The 14,915-nt window shown below is 68.4% G+C and carries 12 protein-coding genes and 2 pseudogenes; 3 read left to right on the forward strand and 11 right to left on the reverse strand.

Annotated elements, in window-relative coordinates; translation table 11 throughout:
• The 5 genes and pseudogenes from dnaB to rpsF form a co-directional block, all read right to left on the reverse strand.
• Positions 1 to 1,374: pseudogene (gene dnaB, locus AC5JOC_RS07200) on the reverse strand (replicative DNA helicase); the annotation flags it as partial.
• A gap of 575 nt (positions 1,375 to 1,949) precedes the next feature.
• Positions 1,950 to 2,402, reverse strand: a complete 453-nt coding sequence (gene rplI / locus AC5JOC_RS07205; protein WP_056010352.1) for a 50S ribosomal protein L9 — start codon at positions 2,400 to 2,402, stop codon at positions 1,950 to 1,952.
• A gap of 12 nt (positions 2,403 to 2,414) precedes the next feature.
• Entirely contained in the window at positions 2,415 to 2,678 is a 264-nt protein-coding gene (gene rpsR, locus AC5JOC_RS07210; protein ID WP_056010351.1) for a 30S ribosomal protein S18, read from the reverse strand.
• A gap of 65 nt (positions 2,679 to 2,743) precedes the next feature.
• On the reverse strand, positions 2,744 to 3,265 hold the full coding sequence (locus AC5JOC_RS07215) for a single-stranded DNA-binding protein (RefSeq protein ID WP_064295656.1): 522 nt from the start codon (positions 3,263 to 3,265) through the stop codon (positions 2,744 to 2,746).
• 5 nt (positions 3,266 to 3,270) lie between these two features.
• Positions 3,271 to 3,678, reverse strand: coding sequence for a 30S ribosomal protein S6 (rpsF, locus tag AC5JOC_RS07220; RefSeq protein ID WP_194718777.1), 408 nt, complete (start codon positions 3,676 to 3,678; stop codon positions 3,271 to 3,273).
• Positions 3,679 to 3,882: 204 nt separating this feature from the next.
• On the opposite strand from rpsF, the gene AC5JOC_RS07225 reads away from it, so the two are divergent.
• Together AC5JOC_RS07225 and AC5JOC_RS07230 are read left to right on the forward strand one after the other, a co-directional pair.
• The gene (locus tag AC5JOC_RS07225) at positions 3,883 to 5,190 is read left to right on the forward strand and encodes a heparan-alpha-glucosaminide N-acetyltransferase domain-containing protein (RefSeq protein WP_494245944.1); all 1,308 of its coding nucleotides are present in this window, start codon (positions 3,883 to 3,885) and stop codon (positions 5,188 to 5,190) included.
• Positions 5,187 to 6,290: a hypothetical protein gene (locus AC5JOC_RS07230; protein ID WP_494245946.1), complete on the forward strand. Its 1,104-nt coding sequence runs from the start codon at positions 5,187 to 5,189 to the stop codon at positions 6,288 to 6,290. The genes AC5JOC_RS07225 and AC5JOC_RS07230 overlap by 4 nt, the downstream gene beginning before the upstream one ends.
• A gap of 76 nt (positions 6,291 to 6,366) precedes the next feature.
• Here the strand turns inward: AC5JOC_RS07230 and AC5JOC_RS07235 are convergent, their stop codons facing one another.
• Complete coding sequence (locus tag AC5JOC_RS07235) at positions 6,367 to 8,085, reverse strand: bifunctional 3'-5' exonuclease/DNA polymerase (RefSeq protein WP_494245948.1); 1,719 nt, start codon at positions 8,083 to 8,085, stop codon at positions 6,367 to 6,369.
• Positions 8,086 to 8,383: 298 nt separating this feature from the next.
• On the opposite strand from AC5JOC_RS07235, the gene AC5JOC_RS07240 reads away from it, so the two are divergent.
• Complete coding sequence (locus AC5JOC_RS07240) at positions 8,384 to 8,698, forward strand: YbjQ family protein (protein ID WP_064294105.1); 315 nt, start codon at positions 8,384 to 8,386, stop codon at positions 8,696 to 8,698.
• A gap of 163 nt (positions 8,699 to 8,861) precedes the next feature.
• Here AC5JOC_RS07240 and AC5JOC_RS07245 read toward each other — a convergent pair whose 3' ends face one another.
• The 5 genes and pseudogenes from AC5JOC_RS07245 to AC5JOC_RS07265 form a co-directional block, all read right to left on the reverse strand.
• Positions 8,862 to 10,583: a dipeptide ABC transporter ATP-binding protein gene (locus tag AC5JOC_RS07245; protein ID WP_079704269.1), complete on the reverse strand. Its 1,722-nt coding sequence runs from the start codon at positions 10,581 to 10,583 to the stop codon at positions 8,862 to 8,864.
• Positions 10,580 to 11,705, reverse strand: a pseudogene (locus AC5JOC_RS07250) (ABC transporter permease). The gene AC5JOC_RS07245 and the pseudogene AC5JOC_RS07250 overlap by 4 nt, the downstream one beginning before the upstream one ends.
• Before the next feature lie 2 nt (positions 11,706 to 11,707).
• Positions 11,708 to 12,781: an ABC transporter permease gene (locus AC5JOC_RS07255; RefSeq protein WP_124767788.1), complete on the reverse strand. Its 1,074-nt coding sequence runs from the start codon at positions 12,779 to 12,781 to the stop codon at positions 11,708 to 11,710.
• Positions 12,782 to 12,905: 124 nt separating this feature from the next.
• Positions 12,906 to 14,534 (reverse strand): ABC transporter substrate-binding protein, encoded by a 1,629-nt coding sequence (locus AC5JOC_RS07260; RefSeq protein WP_079704272.1) that lies wholly within the window; start codon positions 14,532 to 14,534, stop codon positions 12,906 to 12,908.
• A 243-nt stretch (positions 14,535 to 14,777) separates the two neighbouring features.
• A complete protein-coding gene (locus tag AC5JOC_RS07265) occupies positions 14,778 to 14,915 on the reverse strand; it encodes a hypothetical protein (protein ID WP_494246371.1) in 138 nt (45 codons plus the stop codon).

Raw genomic sequence — 14,915 nt, forward strand, 5'->3', positions numbered from 1 at the left:
TACATCCCCGGCGCCATGTCGGCGAAGCGGCGAGAAGTGGCCGTGGAAGCCGACGGTGATCGTGCGCGTCGGTCCGTTACGGTGCTTGGCGATGATGAGGTCGGCCTCGCCGGCTCGCGGGCTGTCCTTCTCGTAGGCGGACTCGCGGTGCAGGAGCACCACCATGTCGGCGTCCTGCTCGATCGAGCCCGACTCACGGAGGTCGGACAGCGCCGGCATCTTGTCGGCACGCTGCTCAGCACCACGGTTCAGCTGCGACAGCGCGATGACGGGGACCTGGAGCTCCTTCGCCATGAGCTTCAGCGCACGGGAGAACTCCGAGACCTCCTGCTGACGGCTCTCGACACGCTTACCGGACGTCAGCAGCTGCAGGTAGTCGATGACGACCATCTTCAGGCCCACGCGCTGCTTGAGTCGACGGCACTTCGCGCGGATCTCGACGAGCGTCATGTTCGGGCTGTCGTCGATGTAGAGCGGAGCGTCGTTGATGCGGCCGCGCACCTGCGCGATCTTCGTCCAGTCCTGCGAGTCGACGGTTCCCTTACGCATGAGCTGCAGCGGCACGGACGCCTCAGCGCTCATGAGACGCATCGCGATCTCGCTGCGCCCCATCTCGAGCGAGAAGAAGATCGACGGCTGGTTGTAGTGGACCGAAGCGGCACGGGCGAAGTCGAGCGCGAGCGTGGACTTACCGATAGCGGGTCGGGCGGCGACGATGATGAGCTGACCCGGGTGCAGACCGTTCGTCAGTTCGTCGAGCTCGCGGAAGCCCGTCGGCACGCCGGTCATGGAACCGTCGGTGTGCTTGGCGGCCTCGATCTCGTCGATCGCCGCGCTCACCGCGTCGGTCAGCGGGACGTAGTCCTCGACCTCCTGGTTACCGGAGACGGCGTAGATCTCGGCCTGAGCGGAGTTGACGAGCTCGACGGCCTCACCCTCGGCCGCGTACCCCATCTGCACGATGCGGGTGCCGGCCTCGACGAGACGACGCAGCAGCGCGCGCTCCGCGACGATGCGGGCGTAGTAGCCGGCGTTCGCCGCCGTCGGCACGAGGCTCGTGAGCGTGTGGAGGTAGTCCGCGCCACCGGCGCGCGACAGCTCGCCCGTCTTGACGAGCTCGTCGGTGACGGTGATGACGTCGGTGGGCTCACCGTGCGAGTACAGCGTCAGGAGGGCGTCGTAGATGACCTCGTGCTTGGGGATGTAGAAGTCCACGCCACGGAGCGTCTCGACCACGTCGGCGACCGCGTCCTTCGACAGCAGCATGCCGCCGAGTGCACTCTGCTCCGCGAGGAGGTCGTGCGGAGGGACCCGCTCGTTGCCGCGCGGCTCGTCGTACGATCCGCCGCCTTCGGAGCGGTTGAGGTGAGCGATCGACAAGTGGACATCCCTTCTCGATGTGGACTCGGGTGGTGCGGGTGGTGACGACTCAGGTGTAGCAGGAGCATGCGACACGCACGGGCCCTGCGGGGCGCTCGAGGGCTACGGACGAGGGCTGCTCAGCCTGCTCGTCCGGCTGTTCCGAGACGCCGATGACTCACGATAGGGCCACTCGTCTCCACAACCAACTCTGCCTGTGGATAACTCTGTGGAGAGATCGGGGGAAACGCCGCGTGTCGTGTGCACAAGCTGTGGGAAACCCTGTGGAGAGAGAAGTTTTTCTGCCGCGCAATACGTCGCTGACCAGGAGATTCTGATTCCACAGGCTGTGTGTGGAAAGTTCTTTCGATCCTGTGTCGAACGTTGGGGAGAACGGGGGTCACCTGTGTACAACTTGCTTGACGCAGAGGGCGAAACGGGTGTAGCACACAGGTGTCGGGGCGACGCGTCGCCCCCGTTCTGGGCACAGAAAAACGCGATGGCGGCAGACCTCTCGGTCCACCGCCATCGCGCTCATCACGACGTGCATGAGGCGCCGGACCCGAAGGCCCGACACCGCACGGCGGGTACTACTTGGCCGCGACCACCTGAAGGGTGATCGTGGCGACGATCTCGTCGCGGAGGCTGATGGTGGCCTCGTGCTCGCCGACGTACTTGATCGGGGTGTGGATCTCGATCTTGCGCTTGTCGACCTCGCCCAGCCCGGCTTCCGCCACGGCCTTCGCGATGTCGGCAGGCTTCACGGAACCGAACAGACGGCCTTCGCCACCCGTCTTGACCGTGAGCTTGACCTTGGTGGCCTGGAGGCGAGCCTTCAGGTCCTGGGCCTCTTCGATCGTGGCGTGCTCGCGCGCAGCGCGGGCCGACTTGATCTGCTCGACCTGCTTCTCGCCACCGCGGGTCCACGGGGTCGCGAAACCCTGGGGAACGAGGAAGTTGCGAGCGTAGCCGTTCTTGACGTCGACGACGTCACCAGCGGAGCCGAGGCCGGAGACCTCGTGCGTCAGAATCACTTTCGACATGTGCGGCGCCTCCTAGCGGCCAGAGCCGGCGTAGGGCAGGAGCGCCATCTCGCGTGCGTTCTTGACCGCACGTGCGATGAGTCGCTGCTCCTGGACGTTGACACCGGTGATACGACGAGCGCGGATCTTTCCCCGCTCGGAGATGAACTTGCGAAGCGTGGCGACATCCTTGTAATCGATGACACCAACGCGGATCGCCTTCGCGGGAGCGACGTTCTTGCCGCCCTTAGCACCGCGGGCAGGCTTGCGGCGGTCGCCGCTCGACTTTCCAGCCATGGTTGTTCCTTTGCGTGTGAATGGAGTGATCGGCTAGCCGGCAGAACCGGACCGATCGAATCTGTTTAGAAGGGGGTCTCGTCGCTGTAGCTGCCCGGAGTGTTCCAGGCATCTGCACCGCCGTTGCCGCCGGAAGCTGCGGGTGCGCTCTGAGCCCAGGGCTCGTTCTGCTGCACCTGCGGAGCTCCGCCGCCGCGCTGCTGACCACCGCCGCCGCCACCCGAGGGTGCACGGCTGATGGTCGCGGTCGCGTACCGGAGCGAAGGGCCGATCTCGTCGACTTCGAGTTCCATCGAAGTCCGCTTCTCGCCTTCCTTCGTCTCGTAGGAACGCTGCTTGAGACGCCCGGTCGCGATGACGCGGCTTCCCTTGGTGAGCGATCCGGCCACGTGCTCGGCGAATTCACGCCAGACGCTCGCGCGCAGGAACAGCGCTTCGCCGTCCTTCCATTCGTTCGTCGCGCGATCGAAGTTGCGCGGCGTGGAAGCGATGGTGAAGTTGGCGACAGCCAGGCCGTTCTGCGTGAAACGCAGTTCCGGATCGCTGGTCAGGTTGCCCACCACGGTGATGACGGTCTCGCCGGCCATGAGCCCTAGGCTTCCTTGGTCTCAGCCGCAGCCGGAGCCGCGTCTGCCTTGGGAGCCGCGGCGACAGCAGCAGCGGGCTTGGCGGCAGCCTTGCGGGCGGCCTTCTCTTCGCTGCGCTTCGTCTCGGTGGCGACCTGAGCGATGGCCTCTTCGGCACGCAGCACCTTGGTGCGCATGACGGCCTCGGAGAGCTTCAGCTGGCGGTCGAGCTCCTGCGTGGCAGCGCTCGATGCAGTGAAGTCCACGACGGCGTAGATGCCTTCGGTCTTCTTGTTGATCTCGTAAGCGAGACGACGACGGCCCCAGATGTCGACCTTGTCGATGGTTCCACCATCGTTGCGGATGACGTTGAGGAACTTGTCGAGGCTCGGTGCAACCGTGCGCTCGTCAATCTCGGGGTCGAGGATGACCATGAGTTCGTACTGATGCGTCACTAACCCACCTCCTTCGGACTCGAACGGCCACAGACTTTCTGTGGCAGGAGGGTGTAAGCATCGTTGCGATCGGGTGAGAACAGAGCGGACGCACCCGGGCAACCTTCACAGCGTACCGGACGGGAGCCCGTACCGCCACCGCGGGCCTGTCGCGGAGCCGCCACGCGTGGGATGCTGGACCCGATGAGCAGCCCAGCCAGCCGACAGCGCGCCGACCGACTGATCGGTCTCGACCTCGCGCGCTTCCTCGCGCTCATCGGCATGATGGCCACGCACGTCTGGGCGTTCGACATCGCGACCGGCGGACACACGCCGATCACGGAGGTGCTGTCGGGCAAGGCCGCGGCCCTGTTCGCCGTGCTGGCCGGGATCGGGATCGTGCTCACGAGCCGCCGCGACCTCGCCGCCGGTTCTCCCGCAGCAGCGCGCCTCAACCTCTTCGGACGCGGCTTCGCCCTGCTCGTCCTCGGCCTCACCCTCGGCGTCCTGCCCGGCGGCATCTACGTGATCATCGCCTACTACGGCGTGACCTTCTGGCTCGCGATCCCGGCCGTCACGTGGCGTCCGCGCACGCTGCTGATCGTCGCGGCCGTCTGGGCGGTGGTCTGGCCGATCTGCTCGCAGGCGCTCCGGGTGCCGCTCAGCGGCGTCGACTCCCCCGAGATCGGCAGTGCGTCCTGGTTCGACGTCTCGGGCGGCGGGTTCGCCCGCGGGCTGCTCCTCACCGGGGTGTACCCGGCGCTCACCTGGATCGTCTACGTCCTCGTCGGGATGGCGGTCGGTCGGCTGCTCATGGATGCTCGGGCGAACGGGACCCTGCGGCGTTTCGCACTCCGGCTCGCGGCGATCGGACTCGTCGTCGCCATCGCCGCGGATCGCCTCGCCGCCCTGCTCCTCGGTCCCGTCGGCGGCGTCCAGGGCATCGCGCGCGCCTGGACCGGCGGCCTCGAGCCCGATCCGACGACGATCACCGCCGTCGAGGACGCCCTCGCCGAAGGGATGTACGGCACGAGCCCCACGGAGTCCTTCTGGTGGCTCGTCGCCCGCGCCCCGCACTCGGGCACCACGCTCGACCTCGTCTTCACGATCGGGATCGCGGCGGTCGTCATCGGCCTGTGCCTGGCGCTCGGCACCGTCCTGAACCGCGGCTGGTCGCTCGCGCTCCTGCCGGCGACCGGGGCCGGGGCCGCTCCGCTCACCGTCTACTCGGCGCACGTCTTCATGGCGTCGGTGGGCGCCTTGATCGCCGCGATCGCCGGGACGTATGCGGACACGGCGTGGCTCATCTCGAGCCCGCAGCTCTGGCTCATCCACGTCGCCGGCGCGCTCCTCCTCGGCTGGATCATCGCCCTCACCAAGCGTCGCGGTCCGCTCGAGGCCCTCGTCCACGCGGCCGGCCGGGCACTCACGGTCGCCGCGAACCGCCCTGGCCGGACGCCCGCGACGATGACGCCCGCGCCCGTACCGCACGGAACACCGCACGTGCGATGACCGCTCCGACGACTCGAACCTCGACGCTGGACACGCGACCACTCACGGAACGGATCGACCGACGCGCACTCCGCGAGTACCGCACGGGCCTCCCGGGCGAGGTCCGTCCACCACTCATGGCGGCGATCTGGCCCGCCGTCGTGCTGGCGGTGCTGCCGATCCTCTTCCTCTCCGCCTGGTGGTTCGTGCTCGAAGACGGCTCGATGCCGGACGAGCCATGGGACTGGTCGGCCCTGATCCTCCTGCCCTACCTCGCGCTGCCCGTCGGCATGCTCGTCCTGCTGGTGCGCACGGTCCGACGACGCAGCGGCGTCCGCCAGTACCGGCTGGACCGGTTCGCGCGGGCGAACGGCCTGAGCTACCGACCGTTCGCCATACCGGTGGCGTTGCCCGGGCTGATCTTCACGATGGGTGGGACGAGCGTGGTCAGGGACCTGCTGTGGCGCGACGGCAGGTCGCCGCTGTCCGTCGGGAACCTGCGCACGACCATCGGTTCGGGACGGAACCGCAAGGAGCACCGCTGGGGGTACGTGGCCCTCCGGCTGCCGGTGGCGCTCCCCCACATCGTCCTGGACGCCGTCGGCAACAACTCGCTCCTGCACCCCCGTCTGCCCGTCACCTACGCCAAGGATCAGCGGCTGTCACTCGAAGGCGACTTCGACCGCCACTTCGAGCTGTACTGCCCGCGCGGGTACGAGACCGACGCCCTGTACCTCTTCACGCCCGACATCATGGCGAGGTTCATCGACACGGTGGCCGAGCTCGATGTCGAGATCGTCGACGACCACCTCTTCCTCTACTCGCCCAAGGACCTCTCGACCCTCGACCCCGAGGTGTGGACGTGGCTGATGTCGGTCGTCGACATCCTGACCGAGCGCATCGCGCAGTGGGAGCGCTGGCGGGATCGCCGACTGGAACCGGTCGACGCGGCGACGATGCCGGGTTCGTTCCCGCTGATCCGTCCGCCTCGGGGCGTGGCCGGGCAGGGCAGACGCCTGTCCCGGCGGACGGGATGGTGGTGGGTGATCGGGCTCGCCCTCGCCGTCTACGGGTGGTACCTCATCATCGGCGACGCGGTCCGGGCGATCACCGGCGGCTGAGCCCGTCCCAGCTCGCGAACTGTCACTTCGGAACAGTGCGGGCCGCGCACACCCGCATCAACTGACAGTTCGCGGGCTACTTGGCGTCGGCGTAGGAGGTGACGACGGCGGTGGTGACCGGGAACTCGACCGGCGCGGTGCCGAAGATCAGGCGACCGGCCTCGGCCGCCGCCTCGCGCACGAGGGCGACGACCCGCTCGGTCTGGTGCTCGGGGCAGTGGACGACGATCTCGTCGTGGAGGAAGAAGACGAGGTGGGCCGACTCGGTGAGCGCGGCCGCCGGACCGACCGTCTCTGCGGCGAGCGCCTGCAGCCGCGTCCGGAGGCCGGCCATCCAGCACAGCGCCCATTCGGCGGCGGTGCCCTGCACGACGAAGTTGCGGGTGAAGCGACCCCAGCTGCGCGCCTCCATGCGGGCGCGCTGGGTCGCGGCGGCGTTCGCGCCCTCCATCGATGCGGCCGACTGGATCTCCCGCCAGGTCTCGCCGGGCAGCGGTGACGTACGACCGAGCCGGGTGCTGACCCGCTCGCCGCGTTCACCGGCCCTGGCGGCCGTCTCGACGAACTCGATCGCCCGCGGGAACGCCCGCGTGAGCCGGGGCAGGAGGCGCCCGCTCTCCCCCGTCGTCGCGCCGTACATGGCACCGAGCATCGCGATCTTCGCGTGTGGTCTGGTGTCGACCGCGCCGACGTCGACCATGCCCTGGTAGAGGTCGACGCCGCGTCCGGCATCGGCCATCGCGCGGTCGCCGGACATCGCGGTGAGGATGCGTGGCTCGAGCTGGGCGGCGTCGGCGACGACGAAGCGCCAGCCCTCGTCCGCGAGGACGGCACCGCGGACCTGGTGCGGCAGCTGGAGGGCACCGCCACCGTCGGACGCCCAGCGCCCGGTGACGACCCCGCCGGGAACGTAGGTGGGACGGAAGCGTCCGTCCTTCACCCAGGTCTCGACCCACGTCCAACCGTTCGCGGTGAGGAGACGCGACAACTTCTTGTACCGGAGCAGCGGCTCGATGACGGGGTGCTCGATCTCCTGCAGCTCCCACTGCCGGGTGGAGGTCGCGTTGATGCCGGCACGCTGGAGCGCCTTGAGGAGTTCGCCCGGTGACTCGGGGCTGAGCTCCTGCACCCCGAGGGCGGCCTTGACCTCCTCGAGGACCGCGGCCAGCTTCGCCGGACGGACACCGGGCGGCACCTTGGGGCCGAGGGCGTCGGCGAGGATGCGGTCGTGGGCCTCGGCGTCCCACGGGAGACCGGCGAAGGTCATCTCCGTGGCGATGAGGGCACCGGCGGACTCGGCGGCGAGGAGGAGTCCGAGCTGCGAGCGTCCCTGCGGTGTCGCGCCGTCGACGGCGTCACGCTGGAGCGTGAACTCGGCGACGGGATCGCGTTCGCCGCCCGGGAGGTCGAGGTCGAAGAGGGTCCCGACCGCCTCCGCACGCTGGGCGACGCGCGGATCGAGGACCTCGTCCCACGGGCCGGCCGGAGCGGTCGCGAGGGCGGAGTCGGCGGTGAAGGCGGCGTTGCGGAGGAGGTTGTGGGAGAGCCGGAGGTCGACGCAGCGGGCGACCCGGACACCCGCGGCGAGGAGCGCCGGGTACCAGAGCGTGGTGTCGTCCCACACCCAGCGCGGCGGGTTCGGCTCGGCTTCGAGACGCCGGACGAAGGCCGCGAGGTCGGCCCGCGGGATGGTGGTCTCGGAGACCGGAGGTGGCTCGCCGGACGGAGTGGGGCGGTCCTCGAGGTGCACGACGCGCACGCGGGCGCCGTCGAGCTGCTGGAGGACGATGTGCACCACCCCAGTCTGCCGTCACCCGCCGACCTCGCCCGACGCGACCTCTCGCTGGAGACACGAGACCCGGACGGAATCGCGCGTTCAATCCGGGTCTCGTGCACTCGGCGAGGTACGGATCAGCGTCTGCAGAGCGCCGACCGCGATGGGATCGGTCCCTGAGCCTGTCGGAGGGCCATCAGTCTCATCGCTTGCACTTCGACAAGCTCAGTGACCGGGGAAAGGTCGGTGACCGCGGTAAGGCCCTGGAGACGGGACATCCCCCCTATGGGGGCGGGCGCAGCGGTGCCAGACTGCGAGCATGCTGATCTCGACGATGAACGATGTCCCCGGCCGCCAGGTCACCGAGGTGCTGGGCGAGGTGACCGGACTCACGGTCCGTGCACGCAACGCGGGCGTGCAACTCGGCGCCAACTTCAAGGCACTGCTGGGCGGTGAGCTCTCCGGGCTCACCAAGCAGCTCGCTGAGAGCCGCGAGGAGGCGAAGCAGCGACTCATCGAGGCGGCCACCGCGCTCGGTGCCGACGCGGTACTCGCGATGCGGTTCGACGCGGCCGAGGTCGGCCAGAACTACCAGGAGGTCGTCGCCTACGGCACCGCCGTCAAGCTCGGCTGAGGTCGGGGCCTGAACCGACGCGGTCCCTGAGCTCCATCCCGGTCCCTGAGCTTGTCGAAGGGCGCACTTCGACAAGCTCAGTGACCGGGGGGGTGAGGCTCAGCGACCGGGGGGTGAGGCTCAGGGACCGGGCCCTTCGACAGGCTCAGGGACCGAAGAAGGATCAGGCGCGGAGGCGCTTGAGCTCCTCGCGACGGACGGCCTGCTCGGCCGGGTCGGGCACGGGGAGCGACGCGAGGAGACGACGCGTGTAGACGTCGCTCGGCGCACCGAGCACCGCTGAGCCGGGCCCCTCCTCCACGATGTCGCCGCGGTACAGCACGACGATGCGGTCGGCGAGGATGTCGACGACGGCGAGGTCGTGGCTGATGAACAGCGACGCGAACCCGAACTCACGCTGCAGCTCGGCGAAGAGCTCCAGCACGCGGGCCTGCACCGACACGTCGAGCGCCGAGGTCGGTTCGTCGGCGACCAGCAGTGCCGGTTCGAGCGCCAACGCCCGCGCGAGCGAAGCGCGCTGCCGCTGCCCACCGGAGAGCTCGTGCGGGAACCGGTCGCCGAACGCCTTCGGCAGCTGGACCGCCTCGAGGAGCTCGTCCACCCGACGCCGGGCCGCCCGTGCGTCGCCGAAGCGGCCGTGCACGATGAGCGGCTCCGCCACGCACTCCGCGATCGTGAGCAGCGGGTTGAAGCTCGTCGCCGGGTCCTGGAACACGAACCCGATCTCGCGGCGCTTCGGGGCGAACTCGCGCTCCTTCACCCGGTTCATCTCCACACCGAGCACCGACAGCGAGCCGCCGGTCACCTTGGTGAGCCCGGCGATCGCGCGGCCGATCGTGGTCTTGCCCGACCCCGACTCCCCCACCAGGCCGAGGACCTCGCCCGCGTGGATCGTGAAGTCGACGCCCTTGACCGCCCGGAACCCGGCACGACCGAAGCGGCCGGGGTACTCGATCTCGAGCCCCTTCGCGACGACCACCGGCTCACCGAGCTGCAGCTGCTTGCCGCGCTCGACCTCGGCCGGCGCGGAGCTCTTGCCGCGGCCGACGTGCGGCACCGACGACAGGAGCTTCTTCGTGTACTCGGCCTTCGGTGAGGAGAACAGCTCCTGGACGGGAGCCTCCTCGACGATGTCGCCCTGGTACATGACCACGACGCGGTCGGCGAGGTCGGCGACGACGCCCATGTTGTGGGTGATGAGGACGATGGCCGTCCCGAACTCGTCGCGGCACCGACGCAGGAGGTCGAGGATCTCCGCCTGCACCGTGACGTCGAGCGCCGTCGTCGGCTCGTCGGCCACGATCAGTCCGGGGTCGAGCACGAGCGCCATCGCGATGACGATGCGCTGCTTCTGCCCGCCGGAGAACTGGTGCGGGAAGTAGTCGACCCGCTCCTCCGGCTCCGGGATGCCGACGCGACGCAGGATGTCGATGGCCTTGGCCCGCGCCTCGGCCTTCGTGTACGACCCGTGCGCGCGGAGACCTTCGGCGATCTGCCACCCCACCTTGTAGACGGGGTTGAGGGCCGTCGACGGCTCCTGGAACACCATCGCCGCGTCGCTGCCGCGGATGGACCGCAGCTGCTCCGCCGACGCCGTGACGACGTCCTGCTCGGTCGAACCGTCGCGCGAGCGCAGGACGACCGCGCCGGAGGCCGTGGCCGTCTCCGGGAGCAGACCGAGGATGGTCTTGGCCGTGACCGTCTTGCCCGAGCCGGACTCACCGACGATCGCGACGATCTCGCGCGGTGCGACCGACAGCGAGATGTCGTTGATCGCCTTCACCGCGCCGGCGTCGGTCGAGAACGAGACCCCGAGGTCGCGGATGCTGACGATGTCCTTGGTGCCGAGGTCGCGTGGACCGGTGGTCGGCGTCGACTGGCTCATGAGCGCTCGTCCTCTCGTCGGTTCTCCAGATCGCTGTCCGCCGCGGCGTCGCTCACGGCTCCCAGCGACTCGGCGTCCATCATCCCGGCGCCACCGGGGCTGTCGGGCGTGCCACCGGTGGTCGTGATGCTCGACGTCGCAGCGACCGATCCGCTCGACGCACCGACACGACGACGGCTGCGCAGACGCGGGTCGGACAGGTCGTTGAGGCTCTCACCGACGAGCGTGATGCCGAGCACGACGAGCACGATCGCGAGGCCGGGGAACAGCGCGGTCCACCAGATCCCGCTCGTGACGTCGGAGACGGACCGGTTGAGGTCGTAGCCCCACTCGGCGGCCGCGGTCGGCTCGATGCCGAACCCGAGGAAGCCGAGCCCCGCGAGCGTGAGGATGGCCTCGGAGGCGTTGAGGGTGATGATGAGCGGCAGGGTCCGCGTCGCGTTCCGCAGCACGTGACGGAACATGATGCGGGAGCTCGACGCACCGATGACCTTCGCCGACTCGACGAACGCCTCGCTCTTGATGCGCACGACCTCGGAGCGGATCACCCGGAAGTACTGCGGGATGAAGACCACGGTGATCGAGATCGCGGCGGCGAGGATGCCGCCCCAGAGGCTCGACTGGCCCGCGGCTGATGACGATCGACATGACGATCGCGAGCAGCAGCGACGGGAAGGCGTAGACCGCGTCGCACACGACCACGAGCACGCGGTCGAGCCAGCCACCGAAGTACCCGGCGACGAGCCCGAGCAGGACGCCGATGAAGATCGACAGGATGATCGCGGACACGATGACGAAGAGCGCGGTCTGGGCGCCCCAGAGCACCCGGGACAGGACGTCGTACCCGCCGACGGTCGTGCCGAGGAGGTTCGTCGCGTTCGGCGCCTGCTGCGTGCCGAACGAACCGTCGTCGCCGCGCAGCTGGTTGAACCGGTAGGGCGCGACGAGCGGCGCGAGGATCGCGATGAGCACGAACACGCCCGTGACGACGAGACCGATGACGAGCATCGCCCGCTGCAGCCCGACCGACTGGCGGAACTGCTTGACGACGGGCAGGCGGTCGCGCAGCGGACGCTTCGCTGGCGCGGTCTGCACGGCGGTGGTGGCTGTCGGAGCACTCATGCTCAGTACCTCACCCTCGGGTCGATGATCGCCGCGATGATGTCGACGATGAAGTTGGTCAGGGCGACGATGACGGCCAGCAGCGCGACGATCCCCTGGACGGCGACGAAGTCACGCGCCTTGAGGTACTCGCTCAGCATGAAGCCGAGGCCCTTCCATTCGAACGTCGTCTCGGTGAGGACCGCGCCCGCGAGGAGGAGCGCGATCTGCAGGCCGATGACCGTGATGATCGGGATGAGCGCCGGACGGTAGGCGTGCTTCGTCACGAGCCGGAACTCGCTGACGCCGCGCGACCGGGCCGCGTCGACGTAGCCGGAACCGAGCGTGCCGATGACGTTGGTGCGGACCAGCCGCAGGAAGACGCCGGCCGTCAACAGGCCGAGGGCGATCGCCGGGAGCACCGCGTGGGCGAGGACGTCGCTGATCGCCGTCGGGTCGCCGAGGCGGATCGCGTCGATCAGGTAGATGCCGGACGGGTTGGAGATGGTCTGGAGCGTCAGCTCGGTGCCGGTGCTCGCTCGACCGGCGACCGGGAGGATCCCGAGCCAGACGGAGAAGACCAGCTTGAGCAGCAGGCCGGCGAAGAACACCGGGGTGGCGTAGCTGAGGATCGCGAAGACGCGGAGGCCCGCGTCCTGCCAGCGGTCGCGGCGGGCGGCGGCGAGCATGCCGAGCGGGATGCCGACGATGAACGCGACGATGAGGGCGTAGATCGCGAGTTCGAGGGTCGCGGAGCCGTAGGTGAGGAGGACCTCGATGACCGGCCGGTTGTCGGAGATCGTCGTGCCGAAGTTGCCGACGGCGATCTGTCCGAGGAACTCGAAGTACTGGACGAAGAGCGGCCGGTCGTAGCCGGCGGCGCTGATGCGTTCCGCAAGTTGGTCGGCTGGGAGGCGACCGCCGAGCGCCGCGGTGATCGGGTCACCGGTCAGGCGCATCAGGAAGAAGACCATGGTGACGAGGATGAACACCGTCGGGATGATCAGCAGGAAGCGGATGACGAGGTACCGCCAGAGTCCGCCACCTCCGGAACGTCTGGCCGCCTTGGGGGGTGGGGTTGCGACAGCTGCCGTCATTGCAGTGGATCCTCCTCGATCACCGACTCGGTAGAGCCCGGACAGACGATCGGGGCGGCTCTGTGGAGCCACCCCGATCGCGACGTCCGACTCACCATAGTCGGATATCAGTTGGTCAGGCTACTCAGCCCTTGGTGATGGGGGCGTAGCGGAACTTGAACGACGCATCGAGGACGGTGCCCTCGATGTCCTTGCCGACGACCGCCACCTGAGCGCCCTGGAGCAGCGGGATGGTCGACAGGTCGGCCGCCTCCGTGTCCTGGATCTGCTCGATGAGCTTCGTCCGTGCGTCCGCGTCCGTCGTCGAGCGCTGCTCGTTGATGAGGTCGTTGACGGCCGGGTTGTCGTAGTGGTTCGCGAGGAAGTTGTCCGTGGCGAAGAACGGCGTCAGGTAGTTGTCCGCGTCGGAGTAGTCCGGGAACCAACCCAGCTGGTACGCCGGGTAGACGTCCGTCGTGCGGTCCTTCGAGTACTGCACCCACTCGGTCTGCTGCAGGTTGACGGTGAACAGGCCGTCGGCCTCGAGCTGGTCCTTGATGAGCGCGTACTCGTCGCCGGAGCCGGAACCGTAGTGGTCACCGTTGTACTGGAGGTTGAGCGCGACCGGAACGGTCACACCGGCTGCCTCGAGCGTCTCCTTCGCCTTGGCGGCATCCGGGCCGCCGTCGCCGTCGCCGTAGAGGCCCTTGAGGGACTCGGTGGCACCGGTCAGGCCGGCGGGCACGTAGGAGTAGAGCGGCGTGTAGGTGTCCTTGTAGACGTCCTTGGCGATCGCAGCGCGGTCGATCAGGTCGGCAGCGGCCTGGCGGACGGCGAGCGCCTTCGCCGGGTCGGCGTCAGCGGTGGTCGCTCCGTAGGGCATCGTGTCGAAGTTGAAGACGAAGTAGCGGATCTCGCCACCGGGGCCGTCGACGACCTTGACGTTCTTGTCCTTCTTCAGGTCTTCGATGTCGGTCGCGGAGAGGCTGCGCGATGCGACGTCGATGTTGCCCTGCTTGACGTCGAGCTTCAGGTTGGACTCGTCGGTGTAGTACTTCACGTTGACGGTGTCGTTCTTCGCCTCGCCGAGGAGGCCCTGGTAGTCGGCGTACTTCTTGTACGAGATGAGCTCGTTGAACTTGTAGCTGTCGATCGTGTACTGGCCGGCGAAGGCCTTGCCCTTGACGATGTCGTTGTCGGGCGTGACCTCGGTGGCGGAGAAGACGTCCTCGTCGACGATCGGGCCGACGGGGCTCGAGAGCACCTGTGGGAAGGTCTGGTCGTTCTCGGTCTTCAGCGTGAAGACGACGGTGAGGTCGTCGGGCGCGTCGGTCTTCTCGAGGTTGCTGAGGAGCGACGACGGGCCGTTGTCGTCGGCGATGGCCAGCTGACGGTCGAAGCTGAACTTCACGTCCGAGGAGGTGAGGTCGTTGCCGTTGGCCCACTTGAGGCCCTTCTTGAGCTTCACCGTGTACTCGGTCGGCGAGGTGAACTCGGCCGACTCGGCGATGTCGGGCTCGACGTCGGGGCTGTTGTACGGCGTGTTCAGGAGGAAGGGGAAGACCTGGTTCATGACGGCGAAGGAGCCGTTGTCGTACGATCCGGCCGGGTCGAGCGTCGTGACCTTGTCGGTCGTGCCGATGACGATCGTGCCGCTGGCACCGCTGCTGGAGCCGCTGCCACCGGCGGCGCAGCCGGCGAGGGCGAGGGCGGTGATGGACAGACCCGCGAGCGCGACGGCGCTCTTCCGGAATCCACTACGTGGGGATGACATTGATGTCGACCTCGTTTTTCTGTGTGTGAGAGACGGCACGGCTGTGTGCAGGTTCTTCGCACGTGCTTGTAGAGGATTACAGCACGCTCCGAACAAATCCCTCAAACCGAGAAGGCTTCCGGTGCAGATTCGTTACGAGCACGAAACGTGCGCGAGCGACATCTCTAGCGCAATGACCGCGCGTTTCGCCAGGTTCGGACGCCACCGAGATCCCGGGCTCGACGCCCCGATGACCGGGGTCGGTCAGTACCCGCGCTCGGCGTCGAACCGGTTCAGCAGCGGTCCGCCTGCGCGGTAGCGGGCGAGGTTCTCGATGAACAGTGCCGTGAGCGTCGCGTTCTCGCTCTCGACCGTGGACGCCGAGTGGGGCGAGATGAGCAC

The organism is Plantibacter sp., assembly GCF_059073635.1.